Origin of the sequence: Citreicella sp. C3M06 (assembly GCF_018860705.1) — a bacterium.
Lineage (GTDB): Bacteria > Pseudomonadota > Alphaproteobacteria > Rhodobacterales > Rhodobacteraceae > Salipiger.
Map to the genome: position 1 here is coordinate 52162 of NZ_JAHKQA010000048.1, position 24702 is coordinate 76863.

Genomic DNA, 24702 nt, shown 5'->3' on the forward strand with positions numbered 1-24702 from the left:
CGGACATGATCCACAGTTGAGAGGCCATCCCGCCGATGCTTCGCCGTCTTCATCCCGACCAGCCCGAAAGCTTCGCCTTCACCGATGCCAACCTCGCATGGGCCGAGGGCCAGATCAGCAAGTACCCCGAGGGCCGTCAGGCCTCGGCGGTGATCCCGCTGCTGTGGCGCGCGCAGGAACAGGAAGGCTGGCTGTCGCGCCCGGCGATTGAAACCGTCGCCGAGATGCTGGGGCTGGCCTATATCCGCGTGCTCGAGGTGGCGACGTTTTACTTCATGTTCCAGCTGCAACCGGTGGGCAGCATCGCCCATGTGCAGATCTGTGGCACCACCACCTGCATGATCTGCGGCGCCGAAGACCTGATGGCGGTGTGCAAGGACAAGATCGCCCCCAAGGCGCATATGGTCTCGGCCGATGGCAAGTTCAGCTGGGAAGAGGTGGAATGCCTCGGCTCCTGTGCCAATGCGCCGATGGCGCAGATCGGCAAGGATTACTATGAGGATCTGACCGCCGAGAAGCTGACGCAGATCCTTGATAAACTGGCGGCGGGCGAGGTGCCGGCACCGGGGCCGCAGAACGGGCGCTTTGCATCGGAACCGCTGGGTGGGCCGGTGGTGCTGACCGATCATGTCGAAGGCCGGATGGATCAGAACGCTTCGGTCGAGCTGGCGCTTGCCATCGGCGATACGGTGAAACGCATCGACGGCACCGAGGTGCCGCTGCGCACGCCGTGGCGCGATCGCAGCCACGAAAAGGGCGACGCCGAACCGGATCTGCACACGCCGCAGCTGTCCGAAGGGGCGCCAGCGGATGAGACCGGCATCGACAAGCGCGAAGCGCCGGTGGAAAACGCGACCAAGGTCGAAAACCCGGCGGAGGGCGATAAAGGGTAGAAAGGGCTACCTTGCCGCCCGAGGGGCGGCTGCAACCCGGGGGGAGACAGGAACATGGGCAAAGCTTCGATGAATGCAGCAAACAGCAAGAACACCTATATTGCCGCCGGCATCGCCGGTGCGCTGGTGTTTTTGTTCGGGATCGCCAGCAAGGGATTTTTCGCGGCATTGCTGCTGGGTCTGATCGTGGCGCTGCTGCTGGGGGCGCTGCTGGTCTGGCTGGCTGCGCCGGTGCCGCAGCTGACCGCGCTCAAGCCCTCGCCGATCCCGGCGCCCAAGGTTACGCCGCAGCCGCCGGTTGCCCAAGAGCCCGCGTCTGACCCGGTCATCGCCCCCGAGGCGGCAGCGCCGGCCCCGGTGGCTGGAAAGCCCGCCGAGGCCCCGCTGATCACGGCAAGCAAGCCGCTTGCGGGCGAGCAGGACCTTGCCAGCCGCAAGGGCAGCTGGCGTTATGAGGCGGTGGCAGATGAGCAGCGCCCCGAAGCGCGCGACAGGCCGGCGGGCGGCGCCGACGATCTGCGCCAGATCAAGGGCATCGGCCCGGCGCTCGAAGCGCAGCTGAACGAACTGGGGGTCTGGAGCTTTGAGCAGATCGCCGAATGGAACGCACCGGAAATTGCCTGGATGGATGACAATCTGAAGGGCTTCCGGGGCAGGGTGTCGCGCGATGACTGGGTCGGGCAGGCGAGGACGCTTGCGTCCGGCGCCCGGACCGACGCCTCGTAGGGTTTGGAAAAGGGCGGCGTCTGCGAAGGCGCCGCAAGGCGAACGAATGACCGGCAAGGACCGACATAACCGGCAAGGGCGCGTGATCGCGCTGCTGATCGCCGGAACCGGCCTTGCCTGGATCGCCGCTACTGTGGCGGGCGATCTGCTGGGCTGGACCCAGCGCACACGGGCTTTCTTTGATCTGGCGGCGCTCGCCGGGTTCGGGACGGCGATTTGGATGATCTACGGGCTCTGGCGTGCGCGCCAGAAGGACCGCTCGAACGAGGAGTGATGCGATGCTGAAGGACGAGGACCGCATTTTCACCAACCTGTACGGCATGCATGACCGCTCGCTCGCGGGCGCGAAAATGCGTGGCCATTGGGATGGGACGGCACAGATCATCGGCAAGGGCCGCGACTGGATCATCGACGAGATGAAAGCCAGCGGTCTGCGCGGACGCGGCGGCGCAGGTTTCCCGACCGGGCTCAAATGGTCGTTCATGCCCAAGGAATCCGACGGTCGCCCGGCCTATCTGGTGATCAACGCCGATGAATCCGAGCCCGCGACCTGCAAGGACCGCGAGATCATGCGCCACGATCCGCACACGCTGATCGAGGGCGCGCTGATCGCCAGCTTCGCGATGCAGGCGCATACATCGTATATCTATATCCGCGGCGAATACATCCGCGAGAAAGAGGCGCTGCAGGCGGCGATCGACGAATGCTATGACGCTGGGCTTCTGGGCAAGAACGCCGCCGGGTCGGGCTGGGATTTCGATCTGTATCTGCATCACGGCGCCGGGGCCTATATCTGCGGCGAGGAAACCTCGTTGCTGGAAAGCCTTGAAGGCAAGAAGGGCATGCCCCGGATGAAGCCGCCATTCCCGGCGGGATCGGGGCTTTACGGGTGCCCGACCACGGTGAACAACGTCGAATCCATCGCCGTCTGCCCGACCATCCTGCGGCGCGGCGCATCGTGGTTCTCGGGCTTCGGGCGCAAGAACAACTCGGGCACCAAGCTGATGGCGCTGACCGGCCACGTCAACACGCCCTCGGTGTTCGAGGAAGAGATGTCGATGTCGGTGCGCGAGATCATTGAAAAGCATGGCGGCGGTGTGCGCGGCGGCTGGGACAATCTCAAGGCGATCATCCCCGGCGGGGCGTCCTGCCCGGTGCTGCCGAAGGCCTCGCTCGAAGACGCGATCTTTGATTTCGACTGGATGCGCGAGAACAAGTCGTCCTTTGGCACCGGCTGCATGATCGTCATGGATCAGAACACCGATGTGATCAAAGCCGTGTGGCGGCTGTCCAAGTTCTTCAAGCATGAAAGCTGCGGCCAGTGCACGCCTTGCCGCGAGGGCACCGGCTGGATGATGCGTGTGATGGATCGTCTGGTGACCGGGGAGGCTGAGGTCGAGGAAATCGACATGCTGCTCGACGTGACCAAGCAGGTTGAAGGCCACACGATCTGCGCGCTTGGCGATGCGGCGGCCTGGCCGATTCAGGGTCTGATCCGGCATTTCCGCAACGAGATCGAAGACCGCATCAAATACAAGAAGACCGGCCGCGTCAGCGCCGTGGCTGCTGAGTGAGGGGCGCCGTGCGACAGACACGCATCTTGCGGATCACTCTGGCGGCGCTGCTGCTCTCGGGGCTTGCGGCCTGCTCCAGCAAGACCGGCATCGAATATGGCGGCGTCACCTTCGACGGTAAGGTCAAGGCGAGCAAGGCCGACCGGTCGCAATTCGTGTCCACCGGCGGGCCGGTCAGCGCCTCGATCGACGGGGCAAGCAGCGCGGCGCGCTATCAGGGCACGGTCTATTGCATGTCCTATCTCGGCACGTCGGACATCGACTGGCAGATCGGGCCGGACACGCCGCAGGGCCAGTTGCCGATCGACGACAACAGGGTGGTGTTTCAGGGGCGGTGCGTCGAGTGAGCAAAAGCCTGCATATCGCCGCGCGCTCGCGGGGGCGTGACTGGAAGGCCGGGGACGGTCGGCGCAGGGTGTACGGCACCGAGGGCGTTGCCCTCGCCAGCAACCGGAGAGAGACCATGACCCGACTGTTTGCCACTGCTTCGCTGATCTGTCTGGCCGCGCTGCCCGCCACCGGGCAGGCGCGCCCCACGACGCTGGGCGAGGTCGATGAAATTCATCGCGGCCTTCTGGCTGTTGGCATCGCCGATGAGATCCGCAATGTCTGCGACGACATCGACGCGCGGATGATCACCGCCTTTGCCTATCTGGCATCGCTGAAGGACTCGGCGCGCGCGCAGGGCTTCAGCGATGATGAGATCGACGATTACGTCACCTCGAAGGACGAGAAGCGCAGGTATCGCGCCGAGGGCGAGGCCTGGCTGACATCCAGAGGGGTTACGCTTGGCGAGGCAGAGGGTTACTGCCGCGTCGGGCTTGAAGAAATCGAGAAGGGCACGCAGATCGGCGTGCTTCTCAGGGCGAAATGAGGCGGGCTGTCCGAGCCTGCGCCGCGTCGGGCCAAAGGGCCCCGGGGAAATTCTGTTGGGAAGATGCCAATGACTGACCTGCGCAAGATCATCATCGACGGGGCCGAAATCGAGGTCGACCCCGCCATGACGCTGATCCAGGCCTGCGAAGAAGCCGGGATCGAAGTGCCGCGCTTTTGCTATCACGAGCGCCTGTCGATCGCGGGCAACTGCCGCATGTGCCTTGTCGAGGTGGTGGGCGGACCGCCCAAGCCCGCGGCAAGCTGCGCCATGCAGGTGCGCGATCTGCGCCCCGGCCCGGAAGGCGCGCCGCCGGTGATCAAGACGAACTCGCCGATGGTCAAGAAGGCCCGCGAAGGGGTGATGGAGTTTCTGCTCATCAACCACCCGCTCGACTGCCCGATCTGCGATCAGGGCGGCGAGTGCGATCTTCAGGATCAGGCCGTCGCTTACGGCGTTGATTTCTCGCGCTTCCGCGAGGCGAAGCGGGCGTCGGACGATCTTGATCTTGGGCCGCTGGTCGAAACCCACATGACGCGCTGCATTTCCTGCACCCGCTGCGTGCGCTTCACCACCGAGGTTGCCGGGATTTCCCAGATGGGTCAGACCGGGCGCGGCGAAGATGCCGAGATCACCAGCTACCTGAACCAGACGCTGGATTCCAACATTCAGGGCAACATCATCGATCTGTGCCCGGTGGGCGCGCTGGTGTCCAAACCCTATGCCTTTACCGCCCGCCCGTGGGAGCTCACCAAGACCGAATCCATCGATGTGATGGATGCGCTTGGCTCGAACATCCGCGTCGATACAAAGGGGCGCGAAGTCATGCGCTTCCTGCCGCGCAACCATGATGGCATCAACGAGGAGTGGCTGTCGGACAAGTCGCGTTTCGTCTGGGACGGTCTGCGCCGCCAGCGGCTCGACAAGCCGTATATCCGCAAGAATGGCAAGCTCACCCCGGCGACATGGCCCGAGGCGCTGGCGCTGGTTGCCGACAAGCTCAGAGGCGCGTCCAAGGTGGCTGGCCTTGTCGGCGATCTGGCCCCGGTCGAGGCGATCTATTCGCTGAAGATGCTCCTCGACGGGCTGGGCGGCAGCATTGAATGCCGCACCGATGGCGCAAAGCTGCCTGCCGGCAACCGTTCGGGATATGTCGGCACCGCCAGCATCGAAGATCTTGACCATGCGGCCTTCATCCAGCTGATCGGCACCAACCCGCGCGAGGAAGCGCCGGTGCTCAATGCCCGGATCCGCAAGGCGTGGCTGGCCGGGGCCCGGATCGGGCTGGTCGGCGAGGCGGTCGATCTGACCTATGACTACGCCCATGTCGGCACCGACCGCGCGGCGCTGTCCTCGCTGCTGGACGCGGATCACGGCGCGGTGCTGGACGCACCGTCGGTGGTCATCGTCGGGCAGGGGGCGTTGCAGGAAGCCGATGGCGCGGCGGTTCTGGCTGCGGCGATGCAGCTGGCGAGCGATACGCACAGCAAGCTGATGGTGCTGCACACCGCTGCCAGCCGCGTCGGGGCGCTGGACGTTGGCGCTGTCACCGAGGGCGGCTTGCCTGCCGCCATCGAGGGCGCGGATGTGATCTGGTCGCTGGGCGCGGACGAAGTGGAAATCGCTGGGGGCGCAAGCAGCGACGCGGTCGCGCAGGACGAGGGCGCCTTTGTGATCTATCAGGGCAGCCATGGCGACCGGGGCGCACACCGCGCCGATGTCATCCTGCCGGGCGCGGCCTATACCGAGGAAAACGGCCTGTTCGTGAACACCGAAGGCCGCCCGCAGCTGGCGATGCGCGCCTGTTTCGCGCCGGGTGAGGCCAAGGAAAACTGGGCGATCCTGCGGGCGCTGTCTGCCGAAATCGGCGCGACTCTGCCGTGGGACAGTCTGGCGCAGCTGCGCCAGAAGCTGGTGGCGGAAGTGCCGCATCTTGGCAAGATCGACGAGGTGGCGCAAAACGACTGGACGCCGACCGAGACTGGCAGCCTTGGTGAGGCCTCGTTCCGCTACGCGATCAGGGATCACTGGCTGACCAACCCGATCGCCCGCTCGAGCGTGCTGATGGCAGAGCTGTCGGCGAACCAGAAAGCCCGTTGTAGCGCGCCGCTGGCGGCAGAATGAACCGGATGCGTCTCCTCCCCTTTGCGGCGCTGGTCGTGCTTTCAGGCTGCGAGGCAAGCTCGCGGCAGGAAATGCCGTTCATGCCGCAATATGAGGGGGTCGAGACGCGGCTTCTGGACGGGGATCTGGTAAGTTTCCTCGTGCAAATGCGCGGCGCCCGCGATACCGGCGACGTCGAGGATTATGCGAATTGCGTCGCGGCGCAATACGCGCTTATTCGCGGATATGGATTCGCCCGGCATCTGCGCACGAATGTGGCGCAAGAGGGTGGTCTCTGGCGCGGAGATGCTGTTTACACGATCTCGGCGGCGCTGCCCCGAGGGCTCAAGACCATCGACGCCGAAGTCGTCGCTCTGGCCTGTGCCGAGAACGGAATACCGATGGTGTGAGGGACACTTGATGGCAAATTTCTTTGCAACCCCATTCGGGACATTCGTGATCATCCTCGCCCAGTGCGTGGCCGTGCTGGCATTCGTGATGATCTCGCTGCTGTTCCTGGTCTATGGCGACCGAAAGATCTGGGCCGCCGTGCAGATGCGCCGGGGCCCCAACGTGGTCGGGATCTTCGGGATCCTGCAATCGGTGGCGGACGCGCTCAAGTATGTGCTCAAGGAAGTGGTGATCCCGGCGGGCTCTGACAAGGCCGTGTTCATCATGGCGCCGCTGGTTTCCTTTGTCTGCGCGATGATCGCATGGGCGGTGATCCCGTTCAACGAGGGCTGGGTTCTGGCCGATATCAACGTCGCCATCCTGTATGTCTTCGCGATTTCCTCGCTTGAGGTTTACGGCGTGATCATGGGGGGCTGGGCGTCGAACTCGAAATACCCGTTCCTCGGCTCGCTGCGCTCGGCGGCGCAGATGATCTCTTATGAGGTCAGCATCGGTCTGATCATCATCGGCGTGATCATCTCCACCGGGTCGATGAATTTCAGCGCCATCGTGCAGGCGCAGGACACCGGCTGGGGGTTCTTTGGCTGGTACTGGCTGCCGCATTTTCCGATGGTGTTTTTGTTCTTCATCTCGGCGCTGGCCGAAACCAACCGCCCGCCCTTCGACCTTCCCGAAGCGGAATCCGAACTGGTCGCGGGCTATCAGGTGGAATATTCGGCAACGCCCTTCCTGCTGTTCATGGCGGGCGAATACATCGCCATCTTCCTGATGTGCGCGCTGACCTCGCTGCTGTTCTTCGGCGGCTGGCTGTCGCCGATCCCCGGCCTGCCGGATGGCGTGCTGTGGATGGTCGGCAAGATGGCGTTCTTTTTCTTCCTCTTCGCGATGGTGAAGGCGATCACCCCGCGCTACCGCTACGACCAGCTGATGCGGCTTGGCTGGAAGGTGTTCCTTCCGTTCAGCCTCGTCTGGGTGGTCTTTACCGCATTTGCCGCAAGGTTCGACTGGTTCTGGGGGCTGTTCGCCCGCTGGACGACCGGAGTATAAAGCATGACCCAGATCGATTATGGCCGCGCCGCGAAATACTTCCTGCTGGTGGATTTCATCAAGGGTTTCGGCCTTGGACTGAAGTATTTCTTCGCGCCCAAGCCGACGCTGAACTACCCGCATGAAAAGGGCTATCTCTCGCCCCGGTTCCGCGGCGAACATGCGCTGCGCCGTTATCCCAACGGCGAGGAACGCTGCATCGCCTGCAAGCTGTGCGAGGCGATTTGCCCGGCGCAGGCCATCACCATCGACGCCGAGCCGCGCGACGATGGCTCGCGCCGCACCACGCGCTATGACATCGACATGACGAAATGCATCTACTGCGGCTTCTGTCAGGAAGCCTGCCCGGTGGATGCCATCGTCGAAGGTCCGAATTTCGAGTTTTCCACCGAGACCCGCGAAGAGCTGTTCTACGACAAGACCAAGCTGCTGGAAAACGGCGACCGCTGGGAAGCCGAAATCGCGCGGAACCTTGAACTGGATGCGCCTTACCGATGAGCCAGGGGGAGTTGCAGATGGCGCTGTCTGGCGGGATGCCCGCCATGGTCAACGCGCTCGACGCGGCGATTGAGGTCTGCAAGACCGAGGAGGACGGGGCATGAGCGACGCCAAGACACCATTCGAACTGATGATGCAGCAGGCGCAGGAAATGGCCAAGGCCTTCAACCCTGCACTCGAGAACTTTTCGCCCAAGGGCTATGAAAAGCTCTGGCCGACCATGCCCAAGGACATGATGGAGTTCTGGTTCGGCAAGGGCATGTCGAAAGACGGGCTGGATGCCAAGACCCGGTTGATGCTGACGCTGGCGGGGCTGACCATGCAGGGCGCGCAGGCCGACACCCCGGTGCGCATGACCGTGCGCCACCTGATCGAGGCGGGCGCCACCAAGGACGAGATCGCCGAGACCATCGCGCATATGTCGATGTTTGCCGGCATACCCGCCATGACCCGCGCCATGGAGCTGGCGCGCGAGGTCATGGAAGACACAAAGGATGACGAAGCATGATGGTTTTCGCCTTCTACCTGTTTGCCCTCTGCGCCATCGTGGGCGGGCTGTTCACCGTCATCAGCCGCAACCCGGTGCATTCGGTGCTGTGGTTGATCCTCGCCTTTCTCAGCTCGGCCGGGCTGTTCGTGCTGCTGGGCGCGGAATTCGTGGCGATGCTGCTGGTGATCGTCTACGTCGGCGCGGTGGCGGTGCTGTTCCTGTTCGTGGTGATGATGCTGGACGTCGATTTTGCCGAGCTCAAGGCGGGCATGGCGAAATACATGCCTCTGGCGCTGCTGATCGGCCTCGTGTTCCTGATGGAACTGGGCATGGCCTTTGGCGCGTGGGAAACCAGCGAACTGGCCGCCAGCCAGCTGAGCGCACCGGCACCGGCCGGGGTGCAGAACACCGCCGCGCTGGGGATGCTGGTCTATGACCGCTACTTCCTTGCCTTCCAGCTGTCGGGGCTGATCCTGCTGGTTGCGATGATCGGGGCCATCGTGCTGACGCTGCGCCACCGCAAGGATGTGAAACGCCAGAATGTGCTGGCGCAGATGTACCGCGACCCCGCCAAGGCGATGGAGCTGCGCGACGTGAAACCGGGGCAGGGGCTGTAGGCCCTTACCCGACCTGATTAGCGGGGCGACCCGCACGCAAGACCAATCGCCCCGGGGGAACCGGGGCAGGAAGAGGGACAGCGATGAGCAAAGCCAGCTGGACAGCCATCTTTATCGCGGGCATTCGGCCTGCCGTCCTGAGGACGCAGGCCGGGGAGGGCCGCACATGATCGGGCTCGAGCATTACCTTACCGTTGCGGCGGTGCTGTTTGTGATCGGCATCTTCGGGATCTTCCTGAACCGCAAGAACGTGATCATCCTGCTGATGAGCATCGAATTGATCCTGCTGTCGGTGAACATCAATTTCGTCGCCTTCTCGTCCTATCTGGGCGATCTGGCGGGACAGGTGTTCACGCTGTTCGTCCTGACGGTGGCGGCGGCAGAGGCGGCCATCGGGCTTGCGATCCTCGTCTGCTTCTTCCGCAACCGCGGCAGCATCGCCGTGGAAGACGTCAACGTGATGAAAGGCTGACCCGCCATGGTGACGATCATTCTCTTCGCGCCGCTGGTGGGCGCGCTTCTCGCTGGCTTCGGCTGGAGGCTGATGGGCGAGAAAGCCGCGCAGTGGACCACCACGGGCCTGTTGTTCCTTGCGGCCTTGCTGTCCTGGGTGACCTTCCTCACCCTTGGCGATGCCTACACCGTCACGCTGTTCCGCTTCATTGAATCGGGCACGCTCAGCACCGACTGGGCGATCCGGGTCGACCGGCTGACGGCGATCATGCTGATCGTGGTCACCACGGTCTCGGCGCTCGTGCATCTGTATAGCTTCGGCTACATGGCGCATGACCCGCAGTTCGAGCACACGCCTTACCGGGCGCGCTTTTTCGCGTATCTGTCGCTGTTCACCTTCGCCATGCTGTCACTGGTGACGGCGGACAATCTTGTGCAGATGTTCTTTGGCTGGGAAGGCGTGGGCCTCGCGTCCTATCTGCTGATCGGCTTTTACTACAAGAAGCCAAGCGCCAATGCCGCCGCGATCAAGGCTTTTGTGGTCAACCGGGTTGGCGACTTCGGCTTTGCGCTGGGGATCTTCGGGCTGTTCTACCTGACCGACAGCATCCAGTTCGACACCATCTTCAACGAGGTGCCCCGCATTGCGGAAACCCAGCTGCATTTCCTGTGGCGTGACTGGAACGCCGCGAATCTGCTGGCTTTCCTGCTGTTCATCGGCGCGATGGGCAAATCGGCGCAGCTGTTCCTGCACACATGGCTGCCCGATGCGATGGAAGGTCCGACGCCGGTGTCGGCGCTGATCCACGCGGCCACCATGGTGACGGCGGGGGTTTTCCTTGTCTGCCGCATGTCGCCGCTGATGGAATTCGCACCGCAGGCGACGGCCTTCATCACCTTCCTTGGCGCAACCACGGCATTCTTTGCCGCCACGGTCGGCCTTGTGCAGAATGACATCAAGCGGGTGATCGCCTATTCGACCTGCTCGCAGCTGGGCTACATGTTCGTGGCGGCGGGCGTCGGGGTCTATTCGGTGGCGATGTTCCACCTGCTGACCCACGCTTTCTTCAAGGCGATGCTGTTCCTTGGCGCTGGCTCGGTGATCCACGCCATGCATCACGAGCAGGACATGCGCAACTACGGCGCGCTCAAGCACAAGATCCCGATGACCTATTGGGCGATGATGATCGGCACACTGGCGATCACCGGCGTCGGCATTCCGCTGACCGGCTGGTTCGGCTTTGCTGGCTTCGTGTCCAAGGATGCGATCATCGAAAGCGCATGGGCGGGCACCGGCGGCGGCTATGCCTTCTGGATGCTGGTCGTTGCGGCGCTGTTCACAAGCTTCTACAGCTGGCGGCTGATGTTCCTGACCTTCTTCGGCAAGGCGCGCGGCGACAAGCACACCCATGACCATGCGCATGAATCGCCCAAGGTCATGCTGATCCCGCTGGGGGTTCTGGCGATCGGCGCGGTGTTCTCGGGGATGGTGTTCTACTCGGTGTTTTTCGGCAACCACGACAAGGTGCTGAGCTTCTTTGGAATGCCCGCGCATCACGCCGAAGCCTCTGAAAGCCACGGCGAACCTGTGGTGGACGATCATGCGGCTGACACTGCAACCGAAGACCATGGCACTGCAACGGCAGAGGGCCACGCAGCCACGGGGCTGGAGTATGGTGCGATCTACATGTCGCCCGAGAACAACGTCATGGATGAGGCGCACCACGCCCCGGTCTGGGTCAAGCTCTCGCCCTTTGTAGCCATGGTTATCGGTTTCGCCGTCGCTTACCTGTTCTACATCGTGAACCCGACGCTGCCGCGCCGGCTCGCCGAGAACCAGCGCCCGCTGTACCTGTTCCTGCTGAACAAATGGTATTTCGACGAGGCTTATGACTTCCTCTTCGTCCGGCCGCTGCGGGCGCTTGGGCGGATCTTCTGGAAACGTGGCGATGGCAATGTCATCGACGGCTCGATCAACGGGATCGCCATGGGGATCATACCCTTCTTTACCAAACTGGCGGGGCGCGCACAGTCCGGCTACATCTTCACCTATGCCTTTGCCATGGTGATCGGGATCGCGATCCTGGTGACCTGGATGTCGATCCTCGGAGGGGCCCACTGATGGACAACCTTCTTTCCATCGTTACCTTCCTGCCCGCGCTGGCGGCGCTGATCCTCGCGCTGTTCCTGCGCGGCGCAGACGAGGCGGCGCAGAACAACGCCAAGTGGCTCGCGATGATCGCGACCTCGGCCACCTTCCTGATCTCGCTGTTCATCCTCTTCCAGTTCGACAGCTCGAACACCGGCTTCCAGATGGTCGAGCAGGGCGAGTGGATCATGGGGATGCAGTACAAGATGGGCGTGGATGGCATTTCGGTGCTGTTCGTCATGCTCACCACCTTCATGATGCCGCTGACCATCCTCGCGTCCTGGGGCGTGAAGAGCCGCGTCAAGGAATACATGATCGCCTTCCTGCTGCTGGAAACGCTGATGCTCGGCGTGTTCATGGCGCTGGATCTGGTGCTGTTCTACCTGTTCTTCGAGGCCGGCTTGATCCCGATGTTCCTGATCATCGGCATCTGGGGCGGGGCGAACCGCATCTATGCCTCGTTCAAGTTCTTCCTCTACACCTTCCTCGGCTCGGTGCTGATGCTGGTCGCGATGGTGGCGATGTACGCCGACGCCGGAACCACTGACATCCCGATGCTGCTGGCGCATGAATTCAGCTTTGCCAGCTTTGACGTGCTGGGAATTCACGTCGTCGGCGGCTTGCAGACCATGCTGTGGCTGGCGTTCTTTGCCAGCTTCGCGGTCAAGATGCCGATGTGGCCGGTGCACACCTGGCTGCCCGATGCGCACGTTCAGGCGCCGACCGCCGGGTCGGTGGTGCTGGCGGCGATCCTGCTGAAGATGGGCGGCTATGGCTTCCTGCGCTTTTCGCTGCCGATGTTCCCAATCGGCTCCGAGGTGCTGGCGCCGCTGGTGTTCTGGATGAGCGCCATCGCCATCGTCTACACCTCGCTGGTGGCGCTGGTGCAGGAAGACATGAAGAAGCTGATCGCCTATTCGTCGGTGGCGCATATGGGCTACGTCACCATGGGCATCTTTGCCGCCAACCAGCAGGGCGTCGACGGGGCGATCTTTCAGATGCTCAGCCACGGCTTCATCTCTGGCGCGCTGTTCCTTTGTGTGGGCGTGATCTACGACCGGATGCACACCCGCGAGATCGACGCCTATGGCGGCCTTGTGAACCGGATGCCGGCCTATGCGCTGATCTTCATGTTCTTCACCATGTCCAATGTCGGCCTGCCGGGCACTTCGGGCTTTGTCGGGGAATTCCTGACGCTGATGGGGATCTTTCAGGTCAACACATGGGTGGCGATGGTCGCGGCTTCGGGGGTGATCTTTTCGGCGGCCTATGCGCTGTATCTGTATCGCCGCGTGGTGATGGGCGATCTGATCAAGGAAAGCCTCAAGACCATTCAAGACATGACAACGCGCGAGCGCTGGATCTTTGCGCCGCTCGTGGTCATGACGCTGTGGCTTGGGGTCTACCCGGCGGCGGCGCTGGACATCATCGGGCCCTCGGTTGAGGCGCTTGTCGGAAATTATGAAACGGCCGTGGCGGCCGCCGATCTTGGCGGACCCGCAGTTGCCGAAGCCAATCACTGAGGGGGCGGGACATGATCTCGGCTGATCTGAACACCATCCTACCAGAGATCGTGCTGTCGGTCTTTGCCATGCTCGCCCTGCTGGGCGCGGTCTATACCGGCAAGGACAAGATGGCCTCGCTGTTGGTCTGGGCCAGCGCGGCGCTGCTGCTGGTCATGGCGATCTGGATCGGGGCATCGAACGCCCCGGCACAGGCCGGTTTCGGCGGGATGTTCATCGACGATGCCTTCTCGCGTTTTGCCAAGGTGGTGATCCTGCTCTCCGCCTCGGCGGTGCTGGTGATGTCCGAAGGCTACATGAAGCGCTTTGGCATGTTACGCTTCGAATACCCGGTGCTGGTGCTGCTGTCGGTTGTCGGCATGATGGTGATGGTGTCGTCGGGCGATCTGATCACGCTGTACATGGGGCTCGAACTGCAATCGCTGGCGCTGTATGTGGTCGCGGCGCTGCGCCGCGATAGCGAGCGTTCGACCGAGGCGGGCCTGAAGTATTTCGTGCTGGGCGCGCTGTCGTCGGGCCTGCTGCTGTATGGCGCATCGCTGACCTATGGCTATTCGGGCACCACGCTGTTTTCGGGCATCATTGCTGCGGCGCATGGCGATCACCTGTCGGTGGGCCTGCTGATCGGCCTTGTGATGATGCTGTCGGGGCTTGCCTTCAAGGTGTCGGCGGTGCCGTTCCACATGTGGACGCCGGACGTCTACGAGGGCTCGCCGACCCCGGTCACCGCCTTCTTTGCCACCGCGCCCAAGGTGGCGGCGATGGGGTTGCTGGCGCGGCTGATGTTCGACGCTTTCGGCGGTGTGATCTCTGACTGGAGTCAGGTGATCGCGGTGCTCTCGCTGCTGTCGATGTTCCTTGGTTCGATCGCGGCGATCGGTCAGAAGGACATCAAGCGCCTGATGGCCTATTCGTCGATCACCCATATGGGCTTTGCGCTGATGGGCCTTGCCGCGGGCACCGAGCTGGGCGTGCAGGCGATGCTGGTCTACATGGCGATCTATGTCACCATGAACATCGGCGTCTTTGCCTTCATCCTGTCGCTGAGCCGCGACGGCGCGCCGGTGACCGACATCGACTCGCTGGGCCTGTATTCGAAGAAAGAGCCGGGCCGGGCGCTGGCGATGCTGGTACTGCTGTTCAGCCTTGCGGGGGTGCCGCCGCTGGTGGGCTTCTTTGGCAAGCTTTACGTGCTGCGCGCCGCCTATGATGGCGGGCTGGCATGGCTGGCGGTTGCGGGCGTCATTGCCTCGGTGATCGGGGCGTTCTACTACCTGCGCATCGTCTACCTGATGTATTTCGGCGAAGACCGGACAGACAGCATCGACGCGGGCGGCTCGCCCGTGCTGTGGGGGCTGCTGATGGCGTCGGCGCTGATCATGGTGGTTGGCGTGGTGAACCTGTTCGGGGTCGAGGCGGCGGCGTCGATGGCAGCATCGGTGCTGGTGCGCTGAACGGATTGACCAGAGCAATCAGAAGGGCGGCGCGCCATGCTGTGCGCCGCTCTTTTTGAATGGGGCAAGGGCTGCGCTTGCGCGAAGAAGAAAGGCGGGGCGCTTTGAACTGGCCTGCGGGATATGGTCGGCGGGTGCTGGCCGAAGTCGATAGCACCAACCTCGAGGCGCAACGGCTGGCGGGCACGCTGGCGGGGCCGGAATGGATTTGTGCGCTGCGCCAGACTGCCGGGCGCGGGCGGCGCGGGCGGCCATGGGCAAACCCTGAGGGCAATTTTTCCGCAACGCTGGTTCTGATGCCGCGCGAAGAGCCACGGGTGGTTGCCCTGCGCTCTTTCGTGGCGTCGCTGGCGCTGTTCGATGCCTTTGCGGCGGTCACCGGGCGGGTCGACGGGCTGGCGCTGAAATGGCCCAATGACGTGCTGTTGAACGGCGGTAAGGTGGCGGGCATTCTGCTTGAAGGCATGGGCGGGCGCGGCGCGGCGCATCTGGCCATCGGCATCGGCGTGAACCTTGTCGAGGCGCCCGGCGCGCAGCAGGTCGAACCCGGCGCGCTGCGCCCGGTGTCGCTGTTGTCGGAAACCGGCGTGCGGGTGAGTCAGGAAGAATTCCTCAATCCGCTGGCCAGCGCCTTTGCCGCGCATGAGGCGCGCTTTGTGACCTATGGCTTTGCGCCGATCCGCGAGGCATGGCTGTCCCGCGCCGCGCGTCTGGGCGAGATCATCACCGCGCGCACCGGCACCGCCGAGATCACCGGCACATTCGAAACCGTGGACGAGGCGGGAAATCTCGTGCTGAAAACCGCAGCCGGGCGTCAGGCGATCCCGGCGGCCGACGTCTTTTTCTGAAGGGGGCGCAGATGCTTCTGGCCATCGACTGTGGCAACACCAACACTGTGTTCTCGATCTGGGACGGAACCAAGTTCCTCGCCACGTGGCGCACCTCGACCGAGCATCAGCGCACCGCCGATCAATATTACGTCTGGCTGTCGTCGCTGATGGGCTTTCAGAAGATCGATGCCCAGATCACAGACATGATCATCTCGTCGACGGTGCCACGCGTGGTGTTCAACCTGCGGGTGCTGGCGGATCGCTATTTCAACACGCGGCCCTATGTGGTGGGCAAGCCCGATTGCCGCCTGCCGGTGGCGGTGCGGGTCGATACCGGAACGGCAGTGGGGCCGGACCGGCTTGTCAACACCGTGGCGGGGTATGATCTGTATGGCGGCGATCTGATCGTGGTCGATTTCGGCACGGCCACCACCTTTGACGTGGTTGCCAGCGACGGAGCCTATGTCGGCGGCGTGATCGCGCCGGGGGTGAATCTCAGCCTCGAGGCGCTGCATCTTGCCGCCGCCGCGCTTCCGCATGTGGACATTTCACGCCCACAGAGCGTAGTTGGCACCAACACCGTTGCTTGTATGCAATCGGGTATCTTCTGGGGCTATATCGGCCTCGTCCGTGAAATTTGCGACCGCATCAAGGCCGAACGGGCCCGTCCGATGAAGGTCATATCGACAGGTGGGCTGGCACCTCTTTTCCAGCAATCCGAAGATCTCTTCGACGAGTTTGTGGATGAACTCACGATGCATGGTCTCACAGTCATCCACGCATATAACAAGAGGCAGGAGTCCTCATGACAGATCGTATCATTTACCTCCCATTGGGCGGCGCCGGCGAGATCGGCATGAATTGCTATGTCTACGGCTATGGCAAACCGGGCGAAGAGCGGCTGATCGTCGTTGATCTTGGCGTTGCCTTCCCCGATATGGACACGACACCGGGCGTCGACATCATCTTTGCCGACATCGCATGGCTGGTTGCAAATCGCGACCGTATCGAGGCGGTGTTCATCACCCACGCTCACGAAGACCATATCGGTGCCGTCGGCCATTGCTTTGAAAAGCTTGGGGTGCGGATCTACGCGCGGGCGTTTACCGCCAACCTTGCGCGTCAGAAGCTGGCCGAATACGGGCTTGGCGAAGAAACCGTGAAAACCTGCTCGCCCTGGCCCGAGACCACCAAGGTCGGTCCGTTCGAGGTTGGCTTCCTGCCGATCTCGCATTCGATCCCCGAAAGTTCGGGGCTGGTGATCGACACGCCGCAGGGGCGGGTGATCCATTCGGGCGACTTCAAGCTCGACACCAACCCCATCGTCGGCGAGGCCTTCGACCCGGAACTCTGGGCCGAGGTGGCATCCAAGGGCGTCAAGGCGCTGGTCTGCGACAGTACCAACGTGTTCTCGCCCAACCCCGGCCGGTCTGAATCGGAACTGGGCGACAACATCACCGCGCTGGTGGCCAGCGCGCCGCAGATGATGGTGGCAACCACCTTTGCCTCCAACGTGGCGCGGGTGAAAACGCTGGCCGAGGCGGGCGTGCGGGCCGGGCGCTCGGTCTGCCTGTTGGGCCGGGCGATGCGCCGGATGGTCGAGGCGGCGATCGAAACCGGCGTGCTGACCGATTTCCCCAAGGTGATTCAGGTCGAAGACGCGACCCAGATCCCGCGTGAGAACGTCATGCTGATCGTCACCGGCAGCCAAGGCGAGCGGCGCGCCGCCTCGGCGCAGCTGTCGCGGGGCAAATACAACGGCATCGAGCTCAAGGAAGGGGACATGTTCCTGTTCTCGTCCAAGACCATCCCCGGCAACGAGAAGGGCGTGATTCACATCATGAACAACTTCTCGGAAAAGGGGGTCGACGTGGTGGATGACAGCAACGGGCTGTATCACGTGTCGGGCCACGCCAACCGCCCCGATCTGGAACGCCTGCATGACATCGTGCAGCCGCAGATGGTCATCCCGATGCACGGCGAACATCGCCACCTGCGCGAACACGTCAAGCTGGCGCAAGCCAAGGGCCGCGCCGGGGTTCTGGCGGTGAACGGCATGATGATCGACCTGTCGGGCAACACGCCCACCGTCGCCGAATGGATCGACGCGGGGCGCACCTATCTGGATGGCAGCGTGCAGATCGGCGCCATGGATGGCATCGTGCGCGACCGTATCCGCATGGCGTTGAACGGGCATGTTCTGGTGACGGTGATCCTTGACGAGGATGACGAGCCGCTCGGCGAGCCGTGGTGCGAGCTGATGGGCCTGCCCGAGACCGGGCGGAGCAATGCGCCGCTGAATGAGGTGCTCGAGGAAGACCTCAGCCAGTTCCTTGGCCGTGCCAAGGACAAGGTCCTGAGTGACGATGACAAGCTCGAAGAAGGCATGCGCCGCATCGTGCGCAACACCTCCCAGAACGAGATCGGCAAGAAACCCGAAGTCACCATCGTCATCAGCCGTCTGAGCTAAGTCTGCAACAGGCAGATGCCAGGCAAGGGTGCCGCGCTGCGGCATCGTTGCCTTGGCGGCGGCGTGCATTAGATTGCGTCCCATGAAGGTTGATTCCATGGCACAGCTGCCAGCGCTCGACGAGCTGATTGCCTGCCCCTCTTGCGACGCCCTGTATCTCGAGCGCGACGTCGCGCCGGGGGAAACCGCCTCGTGCCTGCGCTGCCACGCGGTGCTCGAGGCGCCGCGGCGCACGGCGATGACCCGGATCATCATGCTGGCGCTGGCGGCGATCATCCTGATGGTCGCGGCGATCTTCTTTCCGTTTCTCGAACTCGAGGTGGCGGGGCGCGCGCATCGTGCCTCGCTGCTGGATACGGTCCGGGCGTTCTCCAGCGGGTTGACGGCGCCGCTGACCGTGGCAATGGCGGCCCTGATCGTGATCCTGCCGCTGACGCGGTTCGGCGCGATCATCTATACGCTGGCGCCGATGGCCTTTGGCAACCACCCTTGGCCCCATGCGCAAAGCGCCTTTCGCATGGCCGAGGCGCTGCGGCCTTGGGCGATGGCCGAGGTGTTTATCGTCGGCGTCGCGGTGGCGCTGGTCAAGGTGGCAGGGCTGGCGCATCTGAGCCTTGGCCCGGCGTTCTGGGCCTTCGTGGGGCTGGTGATCGTCACCGTCCTGAAAGACAACTTCATGAGCAGGCTGACGGTATGGAAAACGCTGGACACGCGCCGCAAATTCTGACCGCGAAAGCGGCCGGGCTGGTGGGCTGCGTGCAATGCGGGCGCGTCCATCGACCGGGGGTGATGGTCTGTGACCGCTGCGGCGCGGCGATCGCGAGTCGCGACACCACCAGCGTGCAACGGGTCTGGGCGTGGCTTTTCGCCGGGCTGGTGGTCTATGTGCCGGCCAACATCTACCCGATGCTGCGCACCACGGTGCTGGGCAAGACCTCTGAAAGCACCATCTTCGGCGGTGTGGTCGATCTGATGCATCATGGATCCTATGGCATCGCCGCAATCGTCTTTTTTGCCTCGATCATCATTCCTTGCTCGAAATTCGCCGCCATCGCCTTTCTTGCGCTGTCCGTACAGCGCAAGGTGCGGATGTCGGCTGGGGCCCGCCACAAGCTTTACGAAGTGGTGGAATTCGTCGGCCGCTGGTCGATGATCGATGTTTTCGTGGTCGCAATCCTCGCCTCGCTGGTGCAGCTTGACTTTGCGGCCTCCATCAATCCCGGCATCGCGGCGGTCAGCTTTGCGGTGTCGGTTGCCTTTACAATGATCTCGGCAGAAAGCTTCGACTCGCGGCTGATCTGGGACGCAGACGAGGACGAACACCATGGCTGAACCACAACCGGCCGAGATGAAGATCGAAGGGCCGAAGCGCTCGTTCTGGCGCAATCTGTCATTGGCATGGCTGGTGCCCATCGGGGCGCTGGCGGTGACCATGGGGGTGGCGTGGCAAAGCTATGCCGAGCGCGGCACCGTGATCGAGATCCGGTTTGAAAATGCCGCCGGTGTGGTCCCCGAAGAGACCACCATCCATTATCGCGACGTGACCGTCGGGCTGGTGGAAAAGGTCGAATTCACCCCCGATCTCAGCTCGGTCGTGGTCACCGCGACGGTGGATGACGTGGTTGCCAGTGGGCTGACCTCGGATGCGCAGTTCTGGGTGGTGCGCCCCGAGGTCAGTGCGTCGGGCATTTCCGGCCTGTCGACGGTGCTCTCGGGTGTCTATATTGAGGCCGGGTTCGACCCCAAGGCCGAGGGTGACAGTGACGCCGTCCGCACCACCAGTTTCGAGGGGCTCGACTCTGCCCCGCTGGTCAAGCCCGGCATGAGAGGCACCCGCATCGTGCTGCGCGCCAAGAGCGGCTCGCAGCTCTCGGCGGGGGCTCCGATCTTTCATCAGGGTATCGAGGTTGGCCGCATCGAAGAGCCGCGCCTGATCGACAGCGGCAACGGCGTGATCGCCGATGCCTTCATCGACTCGCCCTATGACAAGCGGCTGACCACGGCGACCCGGTTCTGGGATACCTCCGGGTTCAACTTCAGCCTCGGTGCCGGCGGTTTCAATTTCTCGGTCGAAAGCCTTGCGTCGCTGATCCGCGGCGGGGTGAGCTTTGGCACGGTGTTCTCGGGCGGCAGCCCGGTGCCGTCGCGCTACGTGTTCGATCTGTTCGACGATGAGCAATCGGCGCAGGACAGCGTCTATTCCGACCTGACCGACAATGCCGTCACGCTCAGCGCCGCCTTTGATCAATCGGTCAGCGGGCTGAGCGTTGGCTCTCCGGTGACCTATAGCGGGCTGCGGGTCGGGCAGGTGCAGGCGCTTGGGGCCTTCATCGACGACAGCAGCGGCGAGCAGGAGGTCAAGCTGCGTGCTTCGATCAGCATTGATCCGCGCGCCTTTGGGCTGGAAAGCGACACGCCGCAGGAAGACACTTTGGATTTCCTTGGCAACGAGATTGCAGACGGTCTGCGCGCCCGGCTTGCCTCTGAAGGGCTGTTCAGCACCGGGCTGATGATCGAGCTGATCACCGTGCCCAATGCCGAGGCGCCCTTTGCCTTTGATGCGGCGGACCCGCAAATCCCGTCGGTGGAATCCAACATCGCCGATCTGACCACCACGGCGCAGGGGGTTTTCAGCCGTATCGACAACCTGCCGATCGAGGAAATGATCGATCAGATCACCGCCACGCTTGGCTCGATCGAGCGCCTAGTGGGCAACGAGGATCTGCAAAAAGTGCCCGGCTCGGTCAACGGGCTGCTGGCTGATGCGCGCGGCGTCATCGGCTCTGAGGGCATCCAGACCCTGCCCGATGAACTAAGCGCCACGGTCAGCGAATTGCGCGGCATCGCCGAAGAGCTGCGCACCGCCGATCTGGTCGGCACCCTGACGCGCGCGCTCGATAGCGCGGCCAACGCGGCGGATACAGTCAACGCCATGGCAGGGGATCTCGAGGGTGCAACCTCGGAAATCCCGACGCTGGTGGCCGAAGCCCGTGCGCTGGTGCAAAAGGCCAACACGCTGCCGCTGGACAGCTTTGTCGCGCAGGCGACAGAGCTGCTGGACAGCGCCGATGCGCTGATCGACAGCGACGACACCCGCGCGTTGCCCGGCGCCTTGGCGCGGGCTCTGGACGAGGCGCAAGGCGCGCTGGCCGAATTGCGTCAGGGCGGCGTGGTCGAGAACACCAATGCGACGCTGGCCTCGGCGCGTGACGCGGCGGCGGCAATCGAGGAAGCGGCGGGCACGCTTCCGGCGCTGTCGCAGCGCATCGGCACGCTGGTTGCGCAAGCCGAGACCACGCTTGGCGGCTACGAAGCCAATTCGGATTTCAACCGCGAGACCGTCAACGCCCTGCGCGAAGTGCGCCAAGCGGCCGAAGCGCTGACCCGGCTTTCAAGACAGATCGAGCGCAACCCCAACTCCCTGCTTTTCGGACGGTGACACATATGCTTCGCTATATCCCCCTTGTGCTGGCGCTGGCCGCCTGCGGAACCGACCAGCGCTATCTGATCGACGCGCCCGAAGTCGCGGGCTCTGCCCGGGTGCGGGTTGCCACGCTTGAAGTGCGAGAGGTGTCGCTTCCGTCTTATGCCGAGGCCTCCGAGATCCTGCTTGAAAGCGCCGATGGCGGGCTGACCCCGGTCAAGAACGCGGTCTGGGCCGACGATCCTGTGCGCGCGGTGACGCTGGCGATTGCCGAGCAGGTCAACGCGCGCTCCTCGGCCACCGCCGCGCCGGAACCGTGGCCGCTGGACGAAGACGCGCAGGCGGCGGTGTCTGTCACCGTGGCCAAGCTGGTGGCGCAGGCCAACGGCAGCCTGCGGATGAGCGGGCAATACGCGATCTCGTCCTATGATCGGATCGTGGCGGAACGCATCGTGCCGTTCAGCATCGTTCAGCCGCTGGCATCGACCGGCCCCAATGACATCGCCGTCGCGACAGGCGCCGCAGTGTCAGAGCTGTCGTCGGACATCATCGCGACGCTAGGCCGCTAGGGCGGCTCAGCCGCGGCTGTCGGGAAGCGAGATATTGGCGACCTGCTCGGCGATCGGATCGGTCGTGAGCGGGTGCCGCTCGTCTTCGTAATCGGTGGTGTCGGTCACCTTTTCCCAACGCCCGCGACGGTAGACTTCAAGCGCGCCGAACTGCGCCTTGTAGCCCATCTTGCTCGATCCGGGCACCCAGTAGCCAAGGTAGACATAGGGCAGCCCCGCCTCGCGCGCGATGGCGATGTGATCGAGGATCATCCATGTGCCAAGGCTCCTTTTCTGCAGGTCGGGTTCGTAGAACGAATAGACCATCGACACACCGTCATCCAGAACGTCGGTCAGGCAGACGGCCTTGAGCGGGCCGTCCTCGCCATGGGTGTATTCCACGACGCGGCTGCGGATCGGCGTTTCCTCGATCATCGCGGCAAATTCAAAGATATCCATGTCGGCCATGCCGCCATCGGCGTGCCGCGCGTCGAGATAGCGGCGGAACAGCGCATATTGATCCTCGGTCGCCCAGGGACTGGAGGCGCGGCGATGCAGAGTGTCGTTGCGCTTTAGCGTGCGGCGCTGGCTTTTGGTCGGCTCGAATTGCCGCACGTCGATCCGTGCCGACAGGCAGGCGCTGCAATCGGAACAGGAGGGCCGGTACAGAACGTTCTGCGACCGTCGAAACCCCTGTTTCGACAGGCTGTCGTTCAGTTTCTCTGCCGTATCGCCCTGCAATGCCGTGAACAGCTTACGTTCCATCCGACCAGACAGGTACGGACAGGGTTGCGGGGCCGTGACGTAGAACTGAGGCGCGAGCGGTAGAGAATGGCGCATGGGCGTTCCGTTTCAGATTCCGTTACGGACGGTAGCAACGAATCGCAAGACCGCCAAGCCCCCGAAAAGGGGTGCTTGCGGACCCGGCATTGCTACGGCTTACTGTTATCGAAAGTCCTGAACGGATGATTTGCAAGCCCCGAGTTTGCTTTCTCACGGGGCTTTGCAGCCTGTCCGGCTTATGCACGCTTGTTGAGCGCGACGGTGCCAAGCACGAGGTCGGTCAGGCCCTGACCACGTTCGGTCGCGATCATGCAGACGATCGAGATCAGTTGCAGCGGCGCGATGGAGACCGAAACCGTATAGCCGACGGTGTGCATCAGCGCCTGCCCGAAATCGAGCCGCTCGCCGCGCCAGTCGCGAAATTCGATCGCCATGACGCGCATGCCCCATGTGGCAGAGCCGTTTGCGATGGTGGCCACCCGGTAGCCGAAGCTGATCACCATCCAGATCGCAAAAAAGATAAACGCCCCGAGAAACGCGGTGAACAGCAGCGCCACAAGCACCAGCGCCGCGACGATGATCGTATCGATCACCCAGGCCAGCCCGCGCTTGATTGCAACGCTGTCGTAAAACCCGCGCTGGGTCACCGGGTCGGGAAGGTGGGAGCGGCGGCTGTCGGCGTACATCTGCGGTCTATCCCTCTTTGTCGGAAAGAACATGGCCCCTGTGGTGGGGCCATGCAAGGTTGGCAATCAGGCGTCTTGCGCACTGTCTTCTCGTGCGGCGCGGGCCTTGCCGGCGCGGTCGTCCATGAACTGGTCGAACTCGGCCTTGTCACGGGCTTCACGCAGACGCTGAAGGAAATCCTCGAAGCTTTTCTGCTCGTCTTCGAGACGCCGCAGCGTGTCTTCCTTGTAGGCGTCAAAGGCGGCGTTGCCCGACGAGCGCATGGCGCTCATGCCAGAGGAATAGCGCGCGGCGTAGCGGCTGGCGTGGCGGGATTTGCGGCAGGCAGAGGAGAACATGCGATTGCTCCAGATCATGTAGGCAAGAAGAAACAGGCCGATTGGCCAGAAGAAGATGAAGCCGAGCACCATGGCGACGATCCAAGCGGGCTTGCCGCGGTCGTCCAGCCAGGCCTCGGAGCGGCGCAGCCAGCCGGGGTTCCGGCTTTGGGCGGCGTATTCCTGTGCGGCGGCGGTCATGGGCGTTATCCTTTGTCTCTTGGCGTTGATGTGAATGCCTTTCACATGACTAGAGATCGGGATGCCGGGGCCTGCTTGCAAGGGGCTATGTGAATGTTTTTTACATTTACTTTTTGATGCGTTTTAAATCAGTGGCTTAGAAGGGAATGGGCCGCTGTTCCTCGATCGCTTCCATGGCGAAATAGGATGTCACCGTCTCCAGTTCGATCTCTTCGATCAGGCGTTTGTAGACCAGATCATAGCTGTTCATGTCATGGGTGATGATCTTGAGAAGATAGTCGTAATCGCCGCCGATGCGGAAAAAATCGATGACATCGGGAATGGTCGAGACATGGCTGCGAAAGCGTTTCAGCCAATCTGCCGAATGGTGCCGCGTCTTGATCATCACGAAGACAACCAGCCCCGCGCCAAGCTGCGCGCGATCCAGCACCACGGTATGGTTGCGGATCACCCCGGCGGCGTCCAGCGCCTTGAGCCGGCGCCAGCAGGCATTTTGCGACAGGCCGACGCGGTCGGACAGGGCGCGTTGCGACTGCGATGCGTCGCGTTGCAGCTCCGCAAGGATGCGGCGGTCTATATGATCTATCTTTAATGTCATTGTGTGGTCATACGATAGAATAATCCGAGTGT

The 24702-nt window shown here is 63.1% G+C and carries 26 protein-coding genes and 1 pseudogene; 23 read left to right on the forward strand and 4 right to left on the reverse strand.

The genetic code is table 11. From position 1 onward, the window contains the following. Positions 1 to 35: 35 nt before the first annotated feature. The 23 genes and pseudogenes from nuoE to KO516_RS12020 all read left to right on the forward strand — a co-directional run. Positions 36 to 881 (forward strand): annotated as a pseudogene (gene nuoE, locus KO516_RS11910) (NADH-quinone oxidoreductase subunit NuoE); the annotation flags it as partial. Positions 882 to 947: 66 nt separating this feature from the next. Continuing rightward, positions 948 to 1619 (forward strand): endonuclease, encoded by a 672-nt coding sequence (locus KO516_RS11915; RefSeq protein ID WP_252737560.1) that lies wholly within the window; start codon positions 948 to 950, stop codon positions 1617 to 1619. Between the two features lie 46 nt (positions 1620 to 1665). Further along, a complete protein-coding gene (locus KO516_RS11920) occupies positions 1666 to 1893 on the forward strand; it encodes a DUF5337 domain-containing protein (RefSeq protein WP_216004011.1) in 228 nt (75 codons plus the stop codon). 4 nt (positions 1894 to 1897) lie between these two features. Further along, positions 1898 to 3193: an NADH-quinone oxidoreductase subunit NuoF gene (gene nuoF / locus KO516_RS11925; RefSeq protein ID WP_216004012.1), complete on the forward strand. Its 1296-nt coding sequence runs from the start codon at positions 1898 to 1900 to the stop codon at positions 3191 to 3193. 8 nt (positions 3194 to 3201) lie between these two features. Continuing rightward, the gene (locus tag KO516_RS11930; protein ID WP_216004013.1) at positions 3202 to 3540 is read left to right on the forward strand and encodes a hypothetical protein; all 339 of its coding nucleotides are present in this window, start codon (positions 3202 to 3204) and stop codon (positions 3538 to 3540) included. 116 nt (positions 3541 to 3656) lie between these two features. Continuing rightward, positions 3657 to 4067, forward strand: coding sequence for a DUF5333 domain-containing protein (locus KO516_RS11935; protein WP_216004014.1), 411 nt, complete (start codon positions 3657 to 3659; stop codon positions 4065 to 4067). 69 nt (positions 4068 to 4136) lie between these two features. Then, positions 4137 to 6191 (forward strand): NADH-quinone oxidoreductase subunit NuoG, encoded by a 2055-nt coding sequence (gene nuoG, locus KO516_RS11940; RefSeq protein WP_216004015.1) that lies wholly within the window; start codon positions 4137 to 4139, stop codon positions 6189 to 6191. Continuing rightward, the gene (locus KO516_RS11945) at positions 6188 to 6580 is read left to right on the forward strand and encodes a hypothetical protein (protein ID WP_216004016.1); all 393 of its coding nucleotides are present in this window, start codon (positions 6188 to 6190) and stop codon (positions 6578 to 6580) included. The genes nuoG and KO516_RS11945 overlap by 4 nt, the downstream gene beginning before the upstream one ends. Positions 6581 to 6590: 10 nt before the next feature. Next, positions 6591 to 7628, forward strand: coding sequence for an NADH-quinone oxidoreductase subunit NuoH (gene nuoH, locus KO516_RS11950; protein WP_216004017.1), 1038 nt, complete (start codon positions 6591 to 6593; stop codon positions 7626 to 7628). A 3-nt stretch (positions 7629 to 7631) separates the two neighbouring features. Beyond that, positions 7632 to 8126, forward strand: a complete 495-nt coding sequence (gene nuoI / locus KO516_RS11955) for an NADH-quinone oxidoreductase subunit NuoI (RefSeq protein WP_216004018.1) — start codon at positions 7632 to 7634, stop codon at positions 8124 to 8126. A 100-nt stretch (positions 8127 to 8226) separates the two neighbouring features. Beyond that, a complete protein-coding gene (locus KO516_RS11960; RefSeq protein ID WP_216004019.1) occupies positions 8227 to 8634 on the forward strand; it encodes a carboxymuconolactone decarboxylase family protein in 408 nt (135 codons plus the stop codon). Next, positions 8631 to 9233 carry an NADH-quinone oxidoreductase subunit J gene (locus tag KO516_RS11965; protein ID WP_216004020.1) on the forward strand — a complete coding sequence of 201 codons (603 nt, stop codon included), beginning with the start codon at positions 8631 to 8633 and terminating at the stop codon, positions 9231 to 9233. The genes KO516_RS11960 and KO516_RS11965 overlap by 4 nt, the downstream gene beginning before the upstream one ends. Before the next feature lie 166 nt (positions 9234 to 9399). Further along, positions 9400 to 9705 (forward strand): NADH-quinone oxidoreductase subunit NuoK, encoded by a 306-nt coding sequence (nuoK, locus tag KO516_RS11970; protein WP_216004021.1) that lies wholly within the window; start codon positions 9400 to 9402, stop codon positions 9703 to 9705. Between the two features lie 6 nt (positions 9706 to 9711). Then, a complete protein-coding gene (gene nuoL / locus KO516_RS11975; RefSeq protein WP_216004022.1) occupies positions 9712 to 11808 on the forward strand; it encodes an NADH-quinone oxidoreductase subunit L in 2097 nt (698 codons plus the stop codon). Beyond that, positions 11808 to 13358 (forward strand): NADH-quinone oxidoreductase subunit M, encoded by a 1551-nt coding sequence (locus KO516_RS11980; RefSeq protein WP_216004023.1) that lies wholly within the window; start codon positions 11808 to 11810, stop codon positions 13356 to 13358. Before nuoL ends, KO516_RS11980 begins: the two co-directional genes overlap by 1 nt. 11 nt (positions 13359 to 13369) lie before the next feature. After that, positions 13370 to 14812 (forward strand): NADH-quinone oxidoreductase subunit NuoN, encoded by a 1443-nt coding sequence (gene nuoN / locus KO516_RS11985; RefSeq protein WP_216004024.1) that lies wholly within the window; start codon positions 13370 to 13372, stop codon positions 14810 to 14812. Positions 14813 to 14871: 59 nt separating this feature from the next. Next, entirely contained in the window at positions 14872 to 15660 is a 789-nt protein-coding gene (locus tag KO516_RS11990) for a biotin--[acetyl-CoA-carboxylase] ligase (RefSeq protein ID WP_216004025.1), read from the forward strand. An 11-nt stretch (positions 15661 to 15671) separates the two neighbouring features. Next, complete coding sequence (locus tag KO516_RS11995; RefSeq protein WP_216004026.1) at positions 15672 to 16451, forward strand: type III pantothenate kinase; 780 nt, start codon at positions 15672 to 15674, stop codon at positions 16449 to 16451. Then, positions 16448 to 18112, forward strand: a complete 1665-nt coding sequence (locus KO516_RS12000; protein ID WP_216004027.1) for a ribonuclease J — start codon at positions 16448 to 16450, stop codon at positions 18110 to 18112. The genes KO516_RS11995 and KO516_RS12000 overlap by 4 nt, the downstream gene beginning before the upstream one ends. An 82-nt stretch (positions 18113 to 18194) precedes the next feature. After that, positions 18195 to 18839 carry a paraquat-inducible protein A gene (locus KO516_RS12005; protein WP_216004028.1) on the forward strand — a complete coding sequence of 215 codons (645 nt, stop codon included), beginning with the start codon at positions 18195 to 18197 and terminating at the stop codon, positions 18837 to 18839. After that, positions 18806 to 19444: a paraquat-inducible protein A gene (locus KO516_RS12010; RefSeq protein WP_216004029.1), complete on the forward strand. Its 639-nt coding sequence runs from the start codon at positions 18806 to 18808 to the stop codon at positions 19442 to 19444. The genes KO516_RS12005 and KO516_RS12010 overlap by 34 nt, the downstream gene beginning before the upstream one ends. Then, positions 19437 to 21551, forward strand: coding sequence for an MlaD family protein (locus KO516_RS12015; RefSeq protein ID WP_216004030.1), 2115 nt, complete (start codon positions 19437 to 19439; stop codon positions 21549 to 21551). The genes KO516_RS12010 and KO516_RS12015 overlap by 8 nt, the downstream gene beginning before the upstream one ends. Positions 21552 to 21556: 5 nt before the next feature. Further along, positions 21557 to 22105 carry a membrane integrity-associated transporter subunit PqiC gene (locus KO516_RS12020; protein ID WP_216004031.1) on the forward strand — a complete coding sequence of 183 codons (549 nt, stop codon included), beginning with the start codon at positions 21557 to 21559 and terminating at the stop codon, positions 22103 to 22105. A 6-nt stretch (positions 22106 to 22111) separates the two neighbouring features. Here KO516_RS12020 and KO516_RS12025 read toward each other — a convergent pair whose 3' ends face one another. The 4 genes from KO516_RS12025 to KO516_RS12040 all read right to left on the reverse strand — a co-directional run bounded on the left by KO516_RS12025 (position 22112) and on the right by KO516_RS12040 (position 24670). Then, positions 22112 to 22924 carry an arginyltransferase gene (locus tag KO516_RS12025; RefSeq protein ID WP_216004032.1) on the reverse strand — a complete coding sequence of 271 codons (813 nt, stop codon included), beginning with the start codon at positions 22922 to 22924 and terminating at the stop codon, positions 22112 to 22114. Between the two features lie 179 nt (positions 22925 to 23103). Next, complete coding sequence (locus tag KO516_RS12030) at positions 23104 to 23553, reverse strand: RDD family protein (RefSeq protein WP_216004033.1); 450 nt, start codon at positions 23551 to 23553, stop codon at positions 23104 to 23106. A gap of 66 nt (positions 23554 to 23619) precedes the next feature. Next, positions 23620 to 24072, reverse strand: a complete 453-nt coding sequence (locus KO516_RS12035; protein WP_216004034.1) for a DUF2852 domain-containing protein — start codon at positions 24070 to 24072, stop codon at positions 23620 to 23622. A gap of 136 nt (positions 24073 to 24208) precedes the next feature. Beyond that, the gene (locus tag KO516_RS12040) at positions 24209 to 24670 is read right to left on the reverse strand and encodes an Lrp/AsnC family transcriptional regulator (RefSeq protein WP_216004035.1); all 462 of its coding nucleotides are present in this window, start codon (positions 24668 to 24670) and stop codon (positions 24209 to 24211) included. Between the last annotated feature and the right edge of the window lie 32 nt (positions 24671 to 24702).

What these genes read in the sequence shown, in the direction of transcription:
- KO516_RS11915 (WP_252737560.1), top strand. Translation starts at nt 948, where the DNA reads ATGGGCAAAGCTTCGATGAATGCAGCAAACAGCAAGAACACCTATATT.
- KO516_RS11920 (WP_216004011.1), top strand. Translation starts at nt 1,666, where the DNA reads ATGACCGGCAAGGACCGACATAACCGGCAAGGGCGCGTGATCGCGCTG.
- nuoF (WP_216004012.1), top strand. Translation starts at nt 1,898, where the DNA reads ATGCTGAAGGACGAGGACCGCATTTTCACCAACCTGTACGGCATGCAT.
- KO516_RS11935 (WP_216004014.1), top strand. Translation starts at nt 3,657, where the DNA reads ATGACCCGACTGTTTGCCACTGCTTCGCTGATCTGTCTGGCCGCGCTG.
- nuoG (WP_216004015.1), top strand. Translation starts at nt 4,137, where the DNA reads ATGACTGACCTGCGCAAGATCATCATCGACGGGGCCGAAATCGAGGTC.
- KO516_RS11945 (WP_216004016.1), top strand. Translation starts at nt 6,188, where the DNA reads ATGAACCGGATGCGTCTCCTCCCCTTTGCGGCGCTGGTCGTGCTTTCA.
- nuoH (WP_216004017.1), top strand. Translation starts at nt 6,591, where the DNA reads ATGGCAAATTTCTTTGCAACCCCATTCGGGACATTCGTGATCATCCTC.
- nuoI (WP_216004018.1), top strand. Translation starts at nt 7,632, where the DNA reads ATGACCCAGATCGATTATGGCCGCGCCGCGAAATACTTCCTGCTGGTG.
- KO516_RS11960 (WP_216004019.1), top strand. Translation starts at nt 8,227, where the DNA reads ATGAGCGACGCCAAGACACCATTCGAACTGATGATGCAGCAGGCGCAG.
- KO516_RS11965 (WP_216004020.1), top strand. Translation starts at nt 8,631, where the DNA reads ATGATGGTTTTCGCCTTCTACCTGTTTGCCCTCTGCGCCATCGTGGGC.
- nuoK (WP_216004021.1), top strand. Translation starts at nt 9,400, where the DNA reads ATGATCGGGCTCGAGCATTACCTTACCGTTGCGGCGGTGCTGTTTGTG.
- nuoL (WP_216004022.1), top strand. Translation starts at nt 9,712, where the DNA reads ATGGTGACGATCATTCTCTTCGCGCCGCTGGTGGGCGCGCTTCTCGCT.
- KO516_RS11980 (WP_216004023.1), top strand. Translation starts at nt 11,808, where the DNA reads ATGGACAACCTTCTTTCCATCGTTACCTTCCTGCCCGCGCTGGCGGCG.
- nuoN (WP_216004024.1), top strand. Translation starts at nt 13,370, where the DNA reads ATGATCTCGGCTGATCTGAACACCATCCTACCAGAGATCGTGCTGTCG.
- KO516_RS11990 (WP_216004025.1), top strand. Translation starts at nt 14,872, where the DNA reads ATGGGGCAAGGGCTGCGCTTGCGCGAAGAAGAAAGGCGGGGCGCTTTG.
- KO516_RS11995 (WP_216004026.1), top strand. Translation starts at nt 15,672, where the DNA reads ATGCTTCTGGCCATCGACTGTGGCAACACCAACACTGTGTTCTCGATC.
- KO516_RS12000 (WP_216004027.1), top strand. Translation starts at nt 16,448, where the DNA reads ATGACAGATCGTATCATTTACCTCCCATTGGGCGGCGCCGGCGAGATC.
- KO516_RS12005 (WP_216004028.1), top strand. Translation starts at nt 18,195, where the DNA reads ATGAAGGTTGATTCCATGGCACAGCTGCCAGCGCTCGACGAGCTGATT.
- KO516_RS12010 (WP_216004029.1), top strand. Translation starts at nt 18,806, where the DNA reads ATGGAAAACGCTGGACACGCGCCGCAAATTCTGACCGCGAAAGCGGCC.
- KO516_RS12015 (WP_216004030.1), top strand. Translation starts at nt 19,437, where the DNA reads ATGGCTGAACCACAACCGGCCGAGATGAAGATCGAAGGGCCGAAGCGC.
- KO516_RS12020 (WP_216004031.1), top strand. Translation starts at nt 21,557, where the DNA reads ATGCTTCGCTATATCCCCCTTGTGCTGGCGCTGGCCGCCTGCGGAACC.
- KO516_RS12025 (WP_216004032.1), bottom strand. Translation starts at nt 22,924, where the DNA reads ATGCGCCATTCTCTACCGCTCGCGCCTCAGTTCTACGTCACGGCCCCG.
- KO516_RS12030 (WP_216004033.1), bottom strand. Translation starts at nt 23,553, where the DNA reads ATGTACGCCGACAGCCGCCGCTCCCACCTTCCCGACCCGGTGACCCAG.
- KO516_RS12035 (WP_216004034.1), bottom strand. Translation starts at nt 24,072, where the DNA reads ATGACCGCCGCCGCACAGGAATACGCCGCCCAAAGCCGGAACCCCGGC.
- KO516_RS12040 (WP_216004035.1), bottom strand. Translation starts at nt 24,670, where the DNA reads ATGACATTAAAGATAGATCATATAGACCGCCGCATCCTTGCGGAGCTG.